Raw genomic sequence first — 15,954 nt, forward strand, 5'->3', positions numbered from 1 at the left:
GGGGGGGCCCCGGGGGGGGGGGGGGGGGGGCGCGCCGCGGTGGGGTCGCCGGCCCCGCGTGGGGCCGTGACCGTCCCGTGGGGGACTCGACGACGCTGGACTCGAACGCATGTTCCCATGATGCCACGCTCTGGAGACTGTTGTCAAGCATCTACACGCGCTGACTGTGGATTTCCGCTGCTTCGTGGGACAGCGAGGCACAGGCTCGACCAACCCTGGCCCGCCTGCGATAATCACGACCATCGCCATCGCCCTGACGTGGCGGACTCGCCGGACCCGCTCCGCAGTGGTGCACGGCGGGTCCGCCAGGGGCTCGCCGTACGCCGTGCCCAGCGCCCTGAGGGGGCCCCATGAGCTGGTCAACTAGACTGACCCGGGCCGGTCTCCTGGTGGGCGGGCTCTCCCTGGTCCTCGCCGCCTGGGCCGCGCAGTCGGCGACGACCGAGGCCGCCGCCGGCAAGACCGGCACGCACGCACCGCCGTGGGAGGCCGCCGCGACCGCGGCGGAAGCGCCAGCACCCGAACCCCCGCCAGCACCCCAACCCCCGCCAAACCCCCAACCCCCGCCAAAGCCCGAGCCCCCGCCGGCCCCGGAGCCGGCGTCGGTCGCCCCGCCGGCACGGGCGGACCAACCCGAGCGGGTTCCTCGACCGCCACCCCCTCACCCGGCACCTGCCGAGCCCGTGCGCATCACCGTGCCCCTCATCGGCGTGGACGCCACGCTCACGCCGGTGGGGCTGCACCCGGACCGCACTCTGGTCGTGCCCGACTCCGCGCCCTCGGCCGGGTGGTACACCGGCGGCCCGGCGAGACCGGTCCTGCGGTGCTCGTCGGACACAACTTCTGGCACGGGGTGCCGGGGGTCTTCGCCCGGCTGCACGAGCTCGTCGCGGGCGACGTCGTCGAGGTCCACCACGACGACGGATCCGTCGTGCGGTTCGCCGTCGAGCGACTCGAGCAGCACCGCAAGGACGCCTTCCCCAGCGAGCGCGTCTACGGCAACACCGCCCGCCCGGAGGTGCGGATCATCACCTGCGGGGGCCCATTCGACCGCAGCCAGGGACGCCACCTCGACAACATCATCGTGTTCGGGGTCCGCACGGGCTGACCGGCCCACGATTCCGCTAGACTGTGGCCGTTAGCCGCAGAGCGCACGCGGGGCGCCCTGCTCGACCCAGGACACACTCGGAGGCCGGTCATGACCCATCACGCTGTTCGGTTCGTCGCCCTGGCAGCCGTCGCCGGCCTGCTGGCCGCCTGTGGCGGCGGTGCCGTGAGCGCCAGCGAGATCGAGGACGAGGCCCGGACCCAGTTCGCGGAGCAGTTCCCGGTCGACTCCGTGGAGTGCGACGAGGACCTGCCGGCGGAGCTCAACGCCACGATCACGTGCGTCCTGACCTCCGAGGGCCAGTCCTTCGAGATGACGGTGACGACGTCCGAGGTCGAGGACGGCACGGTCAACTTCGACCTCGAGCTCACCGACGAGCTGTAGCACCTCGGTCGCCGTGCCAGCCGGACCGCTGCGCCGGGTCGGGCTGAGCGCGGCGTGAGCCGGGCACGGCGCCTGGGGGTGGCCGCCGCCCTCGTCGACGGGCAGCTGGTCCGCGGCGACGTGGCGACTGCGGACGGGCTGGTCCGGCAGGTCGGCCTGTCGGGCAGCGGCCGGGGGCTGGCCGTCCCCGGCTTCGTCGACCTGCAGGTCAACGGCTTCGCCGGGACGGACTTCCTCGCCGCCGACACCGCCGGCTACCACGCTGCCGGCGAGGCGCTGCTGGCCTGCGGGGTGACCGCCTTCCAGCCCACCTTCGTCTCCTCGCCGACCGAGACGTACGCGGCCGCGCTGCCCGCGGCGGCCGCCGCGCAGGCGTCGCTGCAGGCCCCGCGCCTGCTCGGGGTACACCTCGAAGGCCCCTTCCTCGCACCGGAGTTCGCCGGCGCCCACGATCCCGCCCACCTCGTCGAGCCCGATGTCGGGAGGGCGCAGCGGCTGTGCGAGCAGGGGCCGGTCACGGCCATGACCGTGGCCCCAGAGCGCCGCGGCGGCCTGGAGCTCGTCGAGCATCTCGTACGGCGCGGCGTGGTCGTGGCCCTCGGCCACTCGGCAGCCGACGCGGCCACGGCCCACGCGGCCTTCGACCGGGGGGCGCGGGCCATCACCCACATCCACAACGCCCAGCGGCGCTGGCAGGCGCGCGACCCGGGCCTGGCGGGGGTGGCGCTTGTCCGCCGCGACGTGGTCGTGCAGGCCGTCGTGGACGGCGTGCACCTGGCGCCCGAGACCGTCCTGGCCGCCGTCCGGCTCGCCCACCGGCGCTTCGCGCTGGTGACCGACGCGATCGAGGCGGCCGGCATGCCCGCCGGCCGCTACCGCCTCGGCGACCGCACGGTCGACGTCGCGGACGGCGCGGCCCGCCTGGCCGAGACCGCGCCGGCCGGCGGCACGCTGGCCGGCAGCGTGCTCACGATGGATGCGGCCGTACGCAACCTCGTCGACCTCGGCCTCCCGGTGGCCGATGCCGTCGACGCCGCCACCCGGGTGCCCGCCGGCCTGGCCGGACGGCCCGAGCTCGGCACGCTGCGTCCGGGCACCCCCGCCGACGTCGCCGTGCTCGACGACACGCTGCACGTGACCAGGACCCTGGTCGCCGGGATCGAACGCGCCGCGCCCTGAGCACAGCCGGCGGCGCACCGGTCACCAGCGAGCCCCCACGGGCCCCACCGGGCACCCACGGGCCCCCCAGCGGTAGCGTACGCGGGGACCGCAGCTGTCCGTCTCGACGCGGGTTCCCCCCGCCCTCTAGGAGCAGGACCCCCGTGCGTTTCCTCCACGACCGCGAACCGCCGCATGACCTCACCTTCGAGGACGTGTTCCTGGTGCCCGGGCGATCGGGGGTCGGGTCGCGCCTGCACGTGGACCTGGCCACCGCTGACGGCAGCGGCACCACCACGCCCGTGGTCGTGGCGAACATGACCGCCGTCGCCGGCCGGCGGATGGCCGAGACGGTCGCCCGCCGCGGCGGGCTGGCGGTCATCCCCCAGGACATCCCCCCGGAGATCGTCGCGGACGTGGCCGCGTGGGTGAAGTCGCGCCATCCCGTGTTCGAGACCCCGCTGACCATGGCCCCCACCGACACGGTCGGCGAGGCGCTGAACCTGCTGCCCAAACGCGCGCACGGCGCGGTCATCGTCGTCGAGGACGACCGGCCGCTCGGCGTCGTCACGCCCAACGACTGCACCGACGTGGACCGCTTCGCCCAGCTGCGCCAGGTGATGTCCGCCGAGCTCGTCACCCTGCCCGACACCACGGACCCCCAGGCGGCGTACGCCACGCTGCAGGAGGCCAGGCGCCGGCTCGCGCCTGTCGTGGACGTCGAGGGCCGGCTCGTCGGCCTGCTGACGCGCAAGGGCGCGGTGCGGTCCACGCTGTACCGGCCGGCCCAGGACGCGGCGGGGCGGTTGCGGCTCGCGGCGACCGTGGGCATCAGCGGCGACGTCGCCGGCCGGGCCAAGGCCCTGCTGAAGGCCGGCGTGGACGTGCTCGTCGTCGACACCGCCCACGGCCACCAGGAGCGCATGCTGGAGGCGCTGGCCACGGTGCAGGGGTTGGACCCGGGCGTGCCGGTCGTGGCCGGCAACGTCGTCACCGCCCAGGGCGTGCGCGACCTGGCGGACGCCGGCGCCGACATCGTCAAGGTGGGCGTCGGGCCGGGGGCGATGTGCACCACGCGGCTGCAGACCGGGGTGGGACGCCCCCAGCTGTCCGCGGTGCTGGAGTGCGCGACCGAGGCTCGCCGTCTCGGCCGGCACGTCTGGGCCGACGGCGGGGTGCGCCGGCCCCGCGACGTCGCCCTGGCCCTGGCCGCCGGCGCGAGCAACGTCATGATCGGGTCGTGGTTCGCCGGCACCTACGAGTCGCCGGCCGACATCGAGCACGACGCCGACGGGCGGCCCTACAAGGTCAGCTTCGGGATGGCCTCGGCGCGGGCGGTCCAGAAGCGCACCGCCGGCGACGACGCCTTCGACCGCGCCCGCAAGGCGCTCTTCGAGGAGGGCATCTCCTCGGGCCGCATGTACCTCGACGCCGACCGGCCCGGGGTGGAGGACCTGCTCGACGAGATCGTCGCGGGGCTGCGCAGCGCCTGCTCCTACGTCGGCGTGCCCGACCTCGCGAGCTTCCACGAGCAGGCGGTGCTCGGTGTCCAGAGCGCCGCGGGCTACCGCGAGGGGGAGCCGCTCCGCTCCAGCTGGTGACCGTCGAGGTACCGCCGGATATCCGCCACGGGCATGGGGCGGGCGAAGTAGAAGCCCTGGCCGAGGGCGCAGCCGAGCTCGACCAGGCGGCACCGCTGCTCGTCGGTCTCCACGCCCTCCGCCACGGTCATCAGGGCCAGGGCCTGGGAGAGGTTCACGATGGCTTCGACGAGCTTGGCGTCGGCGGCGTCCGACGCCAGCCCGTCGACGAAGGACTTGTCGATCTTCACGACGTCGATCGGGAAGCGCTGCAGGTAGCTCAGCGACGAGTAGCCCGTCCCGAAGTCGTCGAGGGCCACGCGCACGCCGACGCCCTTGAGCTCGGCCAGCCACTGACCGGCCAGCTCGGCCTGGTCGATGAAGACGCTCTCGGTGACCTCCAGGGTCAACCGCGACGCGCTGAAGTCGTGGGCCTGCAGCACCTGGCGCAGGTGGCCCACCAGCGTGTCGTCGTGCATCTGGCGTGCCGACACGTTCACGGTGAGGGCCAGGGGCGCGCCCGTGCCCGGCACGCGCCAGCTCCGCACATCCCGGCACGCGCGCTCGAGGACCCACCGGCCGATCTCCATGATGAGGCCGGTCTCCTCGGCCAGCGGGATGAACTCGTCGGGCGGGATCGGACCCCGGGTCGGATGCGTCCACCGCAGCAGCGCCTCGACGCCGACGGTCGCCCCGCCGTCGAGCTCGACGATGGGCTGGTACACCAGATGCAGCTGGTCGCGCTCGATGGCGCCCCGCAAGGTCGCCTCGAGCTCGATGCCGTCGAGCAGCACGGTGTGCATCTCCGGGCGGAACACCGACCACTGCCCCTTGCCGAGGGTCTTGGCGTGGTACATCGCCACGTCGGCGTTGAGCAGCAGCTCGTCGGCGTGGGCCTGGCCCCGGGTCACGACGACACCGATGCTGGCACCGACGGTGACCGGGTCGCCCCCGAGCACGAGGGGGTCGGTGAACGCCTCGAGCAGCCGTTGCGCCGTCTCCTCGGCGTGGGCCAGATCGGGGACGTCCTCGATGACGATGGCGAACTCGTCGCCGCCGAACCGCGCCACGGTGTCGGTGGTGCGCACGCAGTCCGCGAGCCGTGCGGCGACCGCCCGCAGCAGCTCGTCGCCCCGGGCGTGCCCGGAGCTGTCGTTGATGAGCTTGAAGTTGTCCAGGTCGATGAAGAACACCGCGGCGTGGGTGTCCTGGCGCCTGGCGCGCTCCAGCGCCTGCGTCAGCCGGTCGACGAAGAGGGAGCGGTTGGGCAGACCGGTGAGGGGGTCGTGGAGCGCCTGGTGCACCGCGTCGTCCAGGGCGCGGTTCATGACCTCCCGGGTGCGCAGGTCGGTGAGGGCGAGGCTCACGTGCGCGGCGAAGGCGTCGAGGATCTCCTCGTCGCGGGCGGTGAACACCCGGCCCGCGCGCGACGACGCGACCACCAGGCTGCCGACGACCATGCCGCTCTCGCGCACCGGCGTGGCCATGGTGGCCACGATGCCGCTGGCCACGAACTGGCCGATGGCGGCCGCGTCGCTGGCGTAGTCCGTCGAGATGATCAGCCGACCCTGGATGATGGCCTGGCCGCCGGTCCCCGCCTCGACCGACGTGCGCCGCACGGCCCGCCACTGCTCCGGCGAGAGGCCGTGGGAGGCCTCGAGCGTCACCACGTCGGCGTCGTCGGGGTCCACGAGCCGCAGGCCGACCATCTCGTCGCCGAGCAACGCCGCCACCCCTTCGGTGATCAGGTCGAGCACGTCCTGGCGGGGCGCCTGCATGAGGATGGCGTGCTGCACACCGGACAGCCGCTCCAGCAGCGTCTGGCGCTCACGGACACCGGCGAGCAGGCGCTGGTTCTCCACCGCCTGCAGCTCCTGCTGGAGGCGCAACGCCCGTTCGCTGTCCAGCGCACCGAGCGTCCGAAGGGTCAGCCCCAGCACCCGGGCCATGCCCCGCAGCATGGTGCTCTCCTCGGTGGTGATCGGCTCGTCGATGCGGACGAGCACGATGGAGGTCCCCAGATCCGAGCCGACCGGGACCGACACGCCAGGGCAGGCCCCGAGGCCGGGCAGCTCGAGCGTGGACCAGTCGTCATCCGGGGCAGCCAGCAGCGCGGCCACGGGCACACGTCCCGGCGGGAACCCGACCGCCGCCGCGACGCCCTCGGCGCTGCGGTAGGCGCACACCTCCGCGTCGAACGACTCGGCGATGCGCTCCACGCCGACCGCGATGGCGGCCTGCGGGGTCTCCGCCGAGGAGACAGCCGCGAGGAACTCGGCGAGATGGTAGGTCGACCAGGCCGGCATGGCTAGGCCAACGCCAGGACGACCAGCGTCTGGTTGTGGAAGCCGTTGCTGCCCCGGGTGCGGGCGATCTCACCGTAGGTGTAGAACCCCGCGACCGGGGCGCCGCCGGCGTGCTTGGCGACGCGCTCCACCTCCATGCTGATCCCCTCCTCGCCGAGCACCCCGCGACGCGCGATGCAGTCGAAGGCCAGCAGGCCGATGGGCGCGGCGCCCGCCAGCGCCGCCAGCGCGCTCGTGCACGCGCGGTCCGTCGCCGCCAGGACCGAGTCCTCGTCGCCCTCCATGATCCAGGCCAGTCCCCCGGTGGGGACCTCGGCGATGCAACCCAGCGACCGATCCGTGAAGTCCGCCTCGGCGATGAAGCGCACCTCGGCGCTGGTGCGGCGCCTGATGCCGAGGGGATGGGTGAGGGCGAAGCGCGTGAAGGCGCCGGGGTCGCGTGCGACCTCCGCGGGCGGGCTGAGCCGATCCAGGTAGACGTCGAGGGCCGGCTGCCCGTTCAGGGTGAAGATGCGGTTGCTGGCGCTGTCGGTCACCACGAACGGCTCCCCGACCGGCTGCCAGCCGTGCTGGACGCCGATGCCGATCGGCGCGTCGGAGGTGATCGACGCGCAGACGACCGCGTCCTGCAGGACCGCTGACCCGTGCATCTGGAAGGTGCGCTGCATCCGCAGGTCGTCACCGGCGCAGCCCCCCACGAGCGGCACCCGGGCGCCGACCGCGGCGTAGGCGCCCCGGACGACCTCCTGCTGGTCCCCACCGAGGCCGTCGGTCAGGATCATCAGGACCTCGTGGGCCCGGCCGACGTTCTCGCGGGCGCAGGCCGCGGCCTCGGCGCTGGCGTCACGCAGGCGATCCGAGGCCCCGGTCGCCCGCCCGGTGGTCACCGAGAAGCCCTCGCCCCCGATGGCGGTCACCACCACGCTCGACGCCCCGGGGCCGGCCGTGGCGATCTCCCCGGCGGTCGAGCAGCCGATGAGTGGCACGTCGCCGCCCGCAGCCGACCGGATGCCCTCCAGCAGGCGGGGCAGCTCGTAGGCCTGCGAGCTGAACACCACCAGCAGGCGCGGATCCGGCCCCTCCAGGGCGGCCCCGGCCGCCTCCCGCCCGGCCGCGAAGGCGTCGGTGCACCGCGCGTGGCCAGTGCCCATCCAGCGAGAGCCGACTGCACCCGTTGCCATGGATCCCCTCCGGGACTCACAGTGGCGGCCGGGGACCTGCGCCGACCAGCGCGCAACCCGACCGATGCCACCTCGTGCTTACCCTATCGACCCGACATCCCGATACTTGAGCGCCGATCTGCACGCGACCCTCACGCCCCGACCGGGCGCTAGGTTGGGGCATGGCGATCGGCGTCTCCTACTTCGGCAACCGCATCCTGCGCCACGTCGCGGCGGACATGGACGACCTGGCGGCCCGCGGCTTCACCGGCGTCCTGCACACGTTCAGCGAGAACGACTTCTTCTACTACCGTGCCCAGATCGCCGAGATCGTGCGGGTCTCCCACGACGCGGGCCTGACCGTCCAGCTCGCGCCGTGGGGGCTCGGCCACGCGTTCGGCGGCGAGGCGGAGAGCCTGGTCACCGCGCAGCGTCCCGAGATCGGGCAGGTGCTGAGCGACGGCCGCCGCATCGGCGCGGGCTGCCCGAGCAACCGCGACTTCCGGGCCTTCGTGCGCCGGTGGGGGTCTGCCGCGGTCGAGGCCGGCGCGGACAGCGTGTTCTGGGACGAGCCGCACTGGGCCGCCCCGGAGCGATTCGCGGTCGCGCCCGACCGGTGGGGGTGCCGCTGCGGGCACTGCCGCCGGGCCTTCGCCGAGCAGGTCGGGGGCGACATGCCCGACACGCTCACCGCCGAGGTCGCAGCGTTCCGTGCGGCGGTGCTGGTCGGGTTCGTCCGCGAGCTCGTCGCGGACGTGCACGCGCAGGGCGGGGCCAGCACCGTGTGCCTGCTACCGGTCACCGAGGCGCCGCGCGGGATGGGCGACTGGGAGCCGGTCGCGGCGCTGCCGGGCCTGGCCACCCTGGCCACCGACCCCTACTGGCAGGTGTTCGACCAGCCCGTCGAGCCGTTCGTGTCGGCCTTCGCCGACCGCGTGCGCCGGCTCGCCGACGCCCACGGGATCGGCGCGCAGATCTGGATCCAGGGGTTCGGGCTCGGCCCGCAGGACGCCGACGACATCCGCACCGCCGTGGCGTCCGCGCGGGCCGCCGGCGTCGAGGACCTGTGGACGTGGGGCTACGAGGCCTGCGGGCACATGCCAGCGCTCGGCACCCGCGAGCCGCAGCGGGTGTGGGCGGTGCTCTGCGAGGCGCTGGCGGGGGGACCGCGCGACCGGCCGGCCGGTGGCTAGCATCGGTGGGGGTTGCCTGGCTGAGCGCTGGCGACCCCGCCGACCAAGGGGTGCACCCGATGACCTGTGACGCGTGCGGCCGCGAGGTGCCGTCCGATGCGCGCTTCTGCCCCCACTGCGGCACGGCGGTCGCCGCACAGGCGGGGGCACCCGCGCCGGTGACCGACCCGGAGCCGCGTGGTGACACGGCCGACACGGCCGACACGACGGAGCCCACCGACACGACGGAGCCGACCCAGTCGCCTGACGCGGCTGAGCCGACCGAGGCGGATGCGGACCCAGATGCCGACCCGGCGGCGGAACCGGCCCCCGCCGAGGCCGGCGGGCGACCCAAGACCACCGTCGTCACCGTGCTGGGCAACCTCCTGGCCCTCGCGGCTGGCGGGACGCTCGGGGTCCTCGCGGGGATGGCGATCCGCCAGGTGATGTGAGCGGGTGCGGGACAGGTCAGGCTGTCAGGGTCGCGATCAGCCCCGTGCGGCGACCGTCAGTGGCTGCCTGCACGTCAGTGCGCGGCCGCATCGCCGTCGGCTAGCCTCGGGCCGTGCCCGCCCCGCCCGACCTCACCCCGCTGCAGGCCGCCGCCCGGGCGCTGCTTTGCCGCCACGGTGCCATGGACCTGGCGGCCCTCGCCGCCCGTCTGCTCGCCGAGGGGTTCGACCTGGGTGAGGACGCCGAGGCCTTCCTCGACGACGAGCTGCTGGAGTGCGCCGACCACGACGAGCTGCCCGACGGGCGCCAGGTGAGCCTGACCGCCACCCTCGAGGGCGCGGTGGCCACCAGTCGGCTCACCGACCAGGAGATCGCCACGGGGGTCGTGCAGGTCGAGCCGGAGCTGGGACTGCTGCTGGTGTCCGACGCCGAGGCGTTCCCCCTTCCTGACGGGCGCACCGCCGAGATCGCGCTCAGCGGTGCGCGCGATCCCGAGGCGGATCTCGGCGTGTGGCAGCTGTCGGGGCCGCCCGGGTGGCTTGACCACCTGCACGCCGGCGAGCCTGCCGCCTTCCGGCTGAGCGGCGGGGTGCTGCACGTCCAGGCAGCCGGCACGCTCGCCGATCCCGCCGCCGCGATCCAGGCGCTGGCCGAGGCGTTCGCCGAGCAGAGCACGGATGGTGACCCCATCGAGACCCGTCAGCTGCTGTTGGCCGTGCTCGTGGACCGCCCGCACGTGCTGGCCGAGCCGCTGCCGCCCCTGACCGACCTGCTCGACGCAGCGGAGCTCGAGACCTACGGCGACTGGGTGGGCGAGCCGGGGACCGCGTGGGGACACGCCGACGACGAGGCGGGACCCTACGGGTTGGACGCCGAGGGCCACGAGGCGCTGGGGCTCGCGCTAGCGGGCTTCCAGAAGACCCTGGAACAGGGGCCCGAGGAGCTCGCGGCCTTTCCCGAGGTCGTGGAAGCCCTCGCTGCCTGCCTGTCGGTGGACGGGGTGGCCGAGGCGTTCCTCGATGGGGTGCTCGCCGAGGCCGACGAGACGCGGGCAGCGGCCACCGCCGGCTGGGCTGGCCTGCTGGGCCAGGGAGCGCCGTCGTGGCCCGGCCCCCATCTGGTGCTCGCCGGGTGCGCCGAGCGTGCCGGCGATGTCGAATCGGGGCAGCGCGCGCTGGCCGCGGCGCTGCACGCCGACGCGGCGTCGCCCGCCGCCCTGCTCGACGCGGCCTGGTACGCCGAGGACCGCGGCGACGCCCCTGGGGCGCTGTCGCTGCTGCGCCGCGCCGGCGTGGAGGCCGACGACCCGCAGGTCGAGCGGCTCGAGCACTACGCCGCCCCGGGCCCGGCGGCAGCGGGCCGCAACGGGCCCTGCCCGTGCGGGTCGGGCCGCAAGTACAAGGTCTGCTGCGCCGCCCGCAACGGTCATACGCTGGACGCCCGGGTGCCGTGGCTGCTGGCCAAGGCTGCGCAGTACGTCCAGCGCCCGCCGTCCCGGCACCTGCTCGCCGTGGTCGCACTGGCCCGCGTCGGCGGCGACCCGGATGACCCCGCCTGGGTCGACGTCGCGTTCGGCGACCCGCTGGTCACCGAGCTCGCGCTGTTCGAGGAGGAGGCGCTGGAGGACTTCTGCGACGAGCGGGGACCGCTGCTGCCCGCCGACGAGCTGGCCCTGGCCCGCTCGTGGGTCGGGGTCCGCCCGAGCGTCTACGAGGTGACGGCGGTCACCGCGGGCGACGGGGCCCTGGCGCTGCGCGACCTGGCCACCGGCGAGCGCGTGCAGGTCACCGACCGCGCCGGCGCCGACGCGCTGGAGACCGGTACGCTGTTGTTCGCCCGCCTGCTGCCGGCCGGCGAGCAGTGCGTCATCGCCCCCGGCGTCCTGCAGATCCCCTTCACACTGCGCGACCTGCTGCTGGCCCTCCTCGACACGGACCCTGACGGGGTCGCCATCGCCGCCTGGCTCGCCGCCGTGGACGCACCACCCGAATTGCGCACCACCGACGGCGACCCCCTGGTGGACTGCGTCGCGTGGTTCCGGGTCGCCGACCCACAGGCCGCGGGGGCGGCACTCGACGAGACCCTCGAACCCCACGACGGGCACTGGGCCGACCTCGCCGAGGGGGACGACGGGCAGGTGCTGCGCGGCACCGCCGCGCTCGACGGCGACGTCCTGGAGGTCCGCACGCACGCCGAGTCGCGTCTGGAGGCGCTGGTCGCCACCATCACCGCGGCGGTGGGTGACCTGGAGCTCCTCGACGAGCAGCGGGTGCCGACGAGCGAGCGGTTCGCCGCCGGCGCCAGCGCCCCACCACCCGAGGTCGCTCCGGCTGGCGACGCGGGGATGGCCGAAGCCTTGGACACCTTCATGCAGCAGGCGGAGCAGCGCTGGGTCGACGAGTCGGTGCCCGCACTGGGCGGGGTGACCCCGCGCCAGGCCGCCGACGACCCGACCCGCCGCGGCGACCTCGAGCGCCTGCTCGACGAGTTCGAGGAGGCCGCCGCCACCACCCCGGTCGGGATGGGCACCTTCGACGTCGGCCGGCTGCGGCGCCTGCTCGGCCTGTCGTGACGCCTCCGCCCGGTACACCCCGCACGGCGCCGGGCGCTGCTCAGCTCCCGGGCGACTCGAATCGCTCGCGCCACTCGATGATTCGCAGACGGCGCCCCGACACGAGGTAGCGAGGCGAGCCCAGGGCGGCCGAGTGGGCGCGGGCCTGCGGCAACCCGAGCGCCCGGCGCATCGTGCTCGCGCGCTGCGCCGGGTCGGCCACGCCGAACCACCTGCCGAGGGCGGTGGCGGTCAGCCCGCCCGCCTGCGCGCGCAGACGCTCGTTGGCCCTGGCCACGAGCCAGACCACCGCCGCGGCGGCGGTGTCGGAACGGGCGCGGCGGCGGAAGACCTGCGGGTCGGCGGCGGCGACGTCGGCCAGCAGCCGCCGGCACGCGGTGCGGTACTCGCCGTCGAGCAGGGCCCCGCAGCAGGCGTCGATGTGCTCGGCGATCTCCGTCACCCGTTCGTGCACGTCGGGGGGCACGGCGCTGAGGTCGAGCTCCTCGTCGGGCAGCGGCTCCGCGTCGAGCGCGTCCAGCGCCTCGGCGCCGCCGACGGCCTCGCGCAGGATCGCGCGCATGGCCCGGTCGGCGTCGACGGTCTCGTCGTCGACGGAGTTGCCGTCGTCGAGCACGCCCATGGCCGCGAGCAGCGCCGCGGGGCCCTGCGGACGCGGGGAGCGGACGGCCTGCTGGTACTCGGGCTCCCAGCGGTCGACGGCCGCAAGGGTCTCGGCGGTCAGGGCCTCGCGTATGCCGCGCTCGGCGTGGCTGAAGCGGATGAAGCTGCGCAGCAGATCCGGCGCGCGGGCCAGGAAGCCGGCGTCGGCCATGACCTTGCGCGGCAACCAGTCGGACAGCAGGATCTCCACAGCGGTCGGGCTCCACCGCAGCGGGTCGCCGGGACCGTAGTCGCAACCGAACCACAGCAGCGAGGCGAACAGGTGGCGGTCCTCCGCGTCGTGGCCCCGCCCCTCGGACGAGTCGAAGAAGCGCGCGGTCAGGGCCGCCCGGTCCTCCTCGCTCCACTCGGGGCGGCGATAGCCGGTGCCACCCTCGGGCAGGTGGCCGAGCGCCCACTCGACGAGAGGACGCGCCGCCGGCCAGGTCTCCGTCTCGAAGGGCGGGTAGGTGACCGCCCCGACCTCGACCGCCTCGCCGATCCGGACACGGGCGTCGGCCAGGTCGAGCCCGCGCACGTGCGTGTCGGGGTCGCCGCCGGCGGCGTCGAGGAACTGGTCGATGAGCGCACCGACCGGCGCGGGTACCACGAAGGCGTCCTTGACGACCGTGCCGAGGTTGTGGTCGATGTACACCATCATGGTCAGCGGCGCGTCCGTGCCCGTGCGCATCTCCAGCGCGATGCTGTCGCCGTCGCCCAGGACGTGGCCCATCTCCATCGCGCGGGCGGGCGTGAGCGGACCCAGGTCGCTCAACCAGGGGGGCAGGGCGTCGTCCCGAAGGGCGAGCTCGCGGCGGATGCGGCGCACGAGGACCTCGTCGTCGAGCAGCTCAGCCAGCACGATCAGCAGCGCGGTCGTCTCCACGGCGCGGGCCTCGGTGAAGGTCTCCACCAGGTGGCGCAGGTCGGGGCCGCCGGCTCGCTGGTCATCCTGGGCGCGCGTGAACGGGTCCTGCAGTCCGGGGTCGAGGGCGGCGACCATGCTGCTGGCGTAGGCGAGCAGGTCCAGGGGGTGGGACACGGCGAGCATGCCACGGACGTCGAGGATCAACTCGGGTTCGCCCGAAGCCGCCGGTGCGGGGCGGCCGGCGCGCCCACCCGGGGGGTGGTGCGGACGTGGCTGCTTGCGCGTGTGCTTCTTCTTCGGCATCGGACCTCGCCTCCGGCACGCCGACTCGGGTCGTGCGCCGCGCCGTCACTCGCGCAGACGTTCCTCGCACGCCTCCTGCGTCTGGCTCGTGATCAGGGTGCCGTCGTCCAGCTGACCGAACCAACCGCCGTCACGCTCCGTGCACTCCCCCGCCACGCCGTCCGACGTGGCGTCGGGGGATTCCGCCTCTTCGTCGGCTCCACAGCCCCACAGGAGCAGGGCGGACAGGATGAGCGCGATTCCGCGGGACGTCATCAACACGATGGGACTCCTCACCTCGGCGCCCAACCCTATCCAATGCGGGACCCCGGGCCCAACGTGCGGCGCCGCCCCCCCACCGTCAGGTCACCAGCCGCGGCGCAGCTCGTCGAGGAAGTCGTCCCAGGGCAGGAACCCGTCCCCGTCGGGCTCGTCCGGTCCCGGCGGCGCCTCGGCCTCGCGCCGCCACTGCTCCTCCTGGCGCTGGCGCTCCAGGCGCCGGCGTTCGGTCTCGCAGGGTCCGCAGCGGTCCGCGCCCTGCGCCGCCTGCGTGCGGCTTGTGGCCAGGATCTCGGCTCCGCAGCCCTCGCAGCTGCCGAGGAGGGGGCCGGGAGCGGCGAGCTCACGGACCTGCCTGGCGGTGCCGATGGCCGCCTCGAGCGTCTTGACGGGCAGGGCGGGCACGTCCCAGTAGAGGACGCGGACGACGGCGCGCTGGCGCTCGTGGTCGCCCTCGGCGGCCAGGAGCGCGACGAGCGCCTCGCGCTGCAGGTCCTGCTGCGCGGTGGTGACCGCGGCGAGCGCCTCGTCGAGGCGGTCGGCGGCGGCTCGGACGTTGGTGAGTGCCTGTGCGGTGTCCATCGCCGCACCCTACGGCCGAGGACCACCGCGGCAAGGGCCCACCTTCCCGGCTGGGGATAAGCCCGAACGGCGCGATCGCTGACCTCGCCAAGGTGGAGGGCACTACTGGGCTGGGGAGCGACCGGACAGGTAGTCCGCCGCGACCGCAGGGCGTTGGCCAGACCGACGTCGTGCTCGTTGATCGCCCAGACGCCGACGTCCTCGATGAGCTGGAGCGCGACCGCGGTGCCCACCCAGCACAGCCACGCGGGCGACAGGTCGAATCGCCGGGCGTCGCCTGCCAGTCGCAGCGGGCCCCTGTAGATGCTGTCCCAGCGACGCTCGCCCGCGTACCAACCGGCGTGGAAAGGCCGCAGGCGGTCCAGCTGTCGCGGACCGACCGCGAGAAAGGCCGTGCCGCGGGGCGACAGCAGCCACTTGTACGCACCGGCGGCCACGACGTCGAACCGGCGCGCGTCCACGGGCAACCAGCCCACGGCCTGGGTGGCGTCCACGAACGTGACGGTGCCCTGGCGCGCCGCGGCAGCGCGGATGGCCTCGGCGTCGGCGACCCGCCCGTCCGACGACTGCACGAGCGAGAAGGCCACCACGTCGATGCCGCCCTCGTCGACCAGGTCGGCGAGGTGCTCCAGCGGCGCCGTGACCACCTCCATCCCCTCCGGTTCACGAACGAGGAACGGGAACAGCACCGAGGTGAACTCCCCCTCCGGGCACAGCACGCGGGCGCCGGCGGGCAGGGACGCGGCCAGCAGCCCCACGAAGCCCGACACCTGACTGCCCACAGCGACCGCCGACGCCGGCACGCTCACCAGGCGGGCGAACGCCTCCCGCGAGCGGTCGATCACGTCGTCGTACCGGTGCGCTGAGGCCTGACCGCGCCCCCACTCCTCGATGTCGGCCCGCATCGCCTCACCGACGGTGCTCGGCGGCAGCCCCACCGTGGCCGTGTCCAGGTAACCGCGTGCGTGGGGGAACAGCGCGTGGACCGCCGGCCCGACCGCTGCGCTCACCGGTTGGTCCGGTCACACCGCGCCGGTGCAGGTCCGGCGTCGGCGTCCGCGCACACCGCCGCACGCACGCCGGTGACGAGCGCGTCGAGCCGGCTGGCGTGCGAGCCGTGCCAGTACACCTGGGCCTCCCCGGCGCACTGCACGAACGCGCCGTCGCGGCAGGTGGGCGGCGCCAGGCGGTCCCACACGTCGTCCTCGGCCACGGCGTCCTCGATCATGACGGCGATGTCGATGCCACTTCCAGACCATGCAGCGCCGCTGGCCGTCGAGCCGAACAGGGGGCGCAACACGACCGGTTCGCCCGCGCGCACGGCCTGGGTCGCGACCCGGATGTGATCCATCGACCACTCCAGGTACCGGCCATCTCCGGGCTTGGCCGAACCGGGGTTGTTCGCCAG

13 protein-coding genes are annotated in these 15,954 nt (G+C 74.5%); 7 read left to right on the top strand and 6 right to left on the bottom strand.

Annotation, left to right across the window (positions count from 1 at the left end; genetic code table 11):
- Positions 1 to 787: 787 nt before the first annotated feature.
- The 4 genes from WD250_16315 to WD250_16330 all read left to right on the top strand — a co-directional run bounded on the left by WD250_16315 (position 788) and on the right by WD250_16330 (position 4,251).
- Positions 788 to 1,108 (top strand): sortase, encoded by a 321-nt coding sequence (locus tag WD250_16315; protein MEX2621782.1) that lies wholly within the window; start codon positions 788 to 790, stop codon positions 1,106 to 1,108.
- Positions 1,109 to 1,198: 90 nt separating this feature from the next.
- Positions 1,199 to 1,492, top strand: a complete 294-nt coding sequence (locus tag WD250_16320) for a DUF4333 domain-containing protein (protein MEX2621783.1) — start codon at positions 1,199 to 1,201, stop codon at positions 1,490 to 1,492.
- A gap of 54 nt (positions 1,493 to 1,546) precedes the next feature.
- Positions 1,547 to 2,671, top strand: coding sequence for an N-acetylglucosamine-6-phosphate deacetylase (gene nagA, locus WD250_16325; protein ID MEX2621784.1), 1,125 nt, complete (start codon positions 1,547 to 1,549; stop codon positions 2,669 to 2,671).
- 143 nt (positions 2,672 to 2,814) lie between these two features.
- The gene (locus WD250_16330) at positions 2,815 to 4,251 is read left to right on the top strand and encodes a GuaB1 family IMP dehydrogenase-related protein (protein ID MEX2621785.1); all 1,437 of its coding nucleotides are present in this window, start codon (positions 2,815 to 2,817) and stop codon (positions 4,249 to 4,251) included.
- Here WD250_16330 and WD250_16335 read toward each other — a convergent pair.
- Both WD250_16335 and WD250_16340 read right to left on the bottom strand, forming a co-directional pair.
- Positions 4,215 to 6,536 carry an EAL domain-containing protein gene (locus WD250_16335; GenBank protein MEX2621786.1) on the bottom strand — a complete coding sequence of 774 codons (2,322 nt, stop codon included), beginning with the start codon at positions 6,534 to 6,536 and terminating at the stop codon, positions 4,215 to 4,217. The two genes, WD250_16330 and WD250_16335, sit on opposite strands and share 37 nt — an antisense overlap.
- Positions 6,537 to 6,538: 2 nt before the next feature.
- Positions 6,539 to 7,687 carry an FIST N-terminal domain-containing protein gene (locus tag WD250_16340; GenBank protein ID MEX2621787.1) on the bottom strand — a complete coding sequence of 383 codons (1,149 nt, stop codon included), beginning with the start codon at positions 7,685 to 7,687 and terminating at the stop codon, positions 6,539 to 6,541.
- A 191-nt stretch (positions 7,688 to 7,878) separates the two neighbouring features.
- Here WD250_16340 and WD250_16345 point away from each other — a divergent pair, with 191 nt between their 5' ends.
- From WD250_16345 to WD250_16355, 3 genes are all read left to right on the top strand, one after another.
- The gene (locus WD250_16345) at positions 7,879 to 8,889 is read left to right on the top strand and encodes a hypothetical protein (protein MEX2621788.1); all 1,011 of its coding nucleotides are present in this window, start codon (positions 7,879 to 7,881) and stop codon (positions 8,887 to 8,889) included.
- Between the two features lie 59 nt (positions 8,890 to 8,948).
- The gene (locus WD250_16350) at positions 8,949 to 9,320 is read left to right on the top strand and encodes a zinc-ribbon domain-containing protein (GenBank protein MEX2621789.1); all 372 of its coding nucleotides are present in this window, start codon (positions 8,949 to 8,951) and stop codon (positions 9,318 to 9,320) included.
- Positions 9,321 to 9,433: 113 nt separating this feature from the next.
- Positions 9,434 to 11,893 carry an SEC-C domain-containing protein gene (locus tag WD250_16355; GenBank protein ID MEX2621790.1) on the top strand — a complete coding sequence of 820 codons (2,460 nt, stop codon included), beginning with the start codon at positions 9,434 to 9,436 and terminating at the stop codon, positions 11,891 to 11,893.
- Positions 11,894 to 11,933: 40 nt separating this feature from the next.
- On the opposite strand, the gene WD250_16360 is transcribed toward WD250_16355, so the two are convergent.
- The 4 genes from WD250_16360 to WD250_16375 form a co-directional block, all read right to left on the bottom strand.
- Positions 11,934 to 13,706 (bottom strand): DUF6398 domain-containing protein, encoded by a 1,773-nt coding sequence (locus WD250_16360; GenBank protein ID MEX2621791.1) that lies wholly within the window; start codon positions 13,704 to 13,706, stop codon positions 11,934 to 11,936.
- Between the two features lie 45 nt (positions 13,707 to 13,751).
- Positions 13,752 to 13,967: a hypothetical protein gene (locus tag WD250_16365; protein MEX2621792.1), complete on the bottom strand. Its 216-nt coding sequence runs from the start codon at positions 13,965 to 13,967 to the stop codon at positions 13,752 to 13,754.
- Positions 13,968 to 14,051: 84 nt separating this feature from the next.
- Entirely contained in the window at positions 14,052 to 14,546 is a 495-nt protein-coding gene (locus tag WD250_16370; protein MEX2621793.1) for a hypothetical protein, read from the bottom strand.
- Between the two features lie 1,006 nt (positions 14,547 to 15,552).
- Positions 15,553 to 15,954 (bottom strand): hypothetical protein (locus WD250_16375; GenBank protein MEX2621794.1); only part of this gene is annotated, 402 nt, incomplete at its 5' end.

This window comes from Egibacteraceae bacterium, assembly GCA_040905805.1.
Classification (GTDB): Bacteria; Actinomycetota; Nitriliruptoria; order Euzebyales; family Egibacteraceae; genus DATLGH01.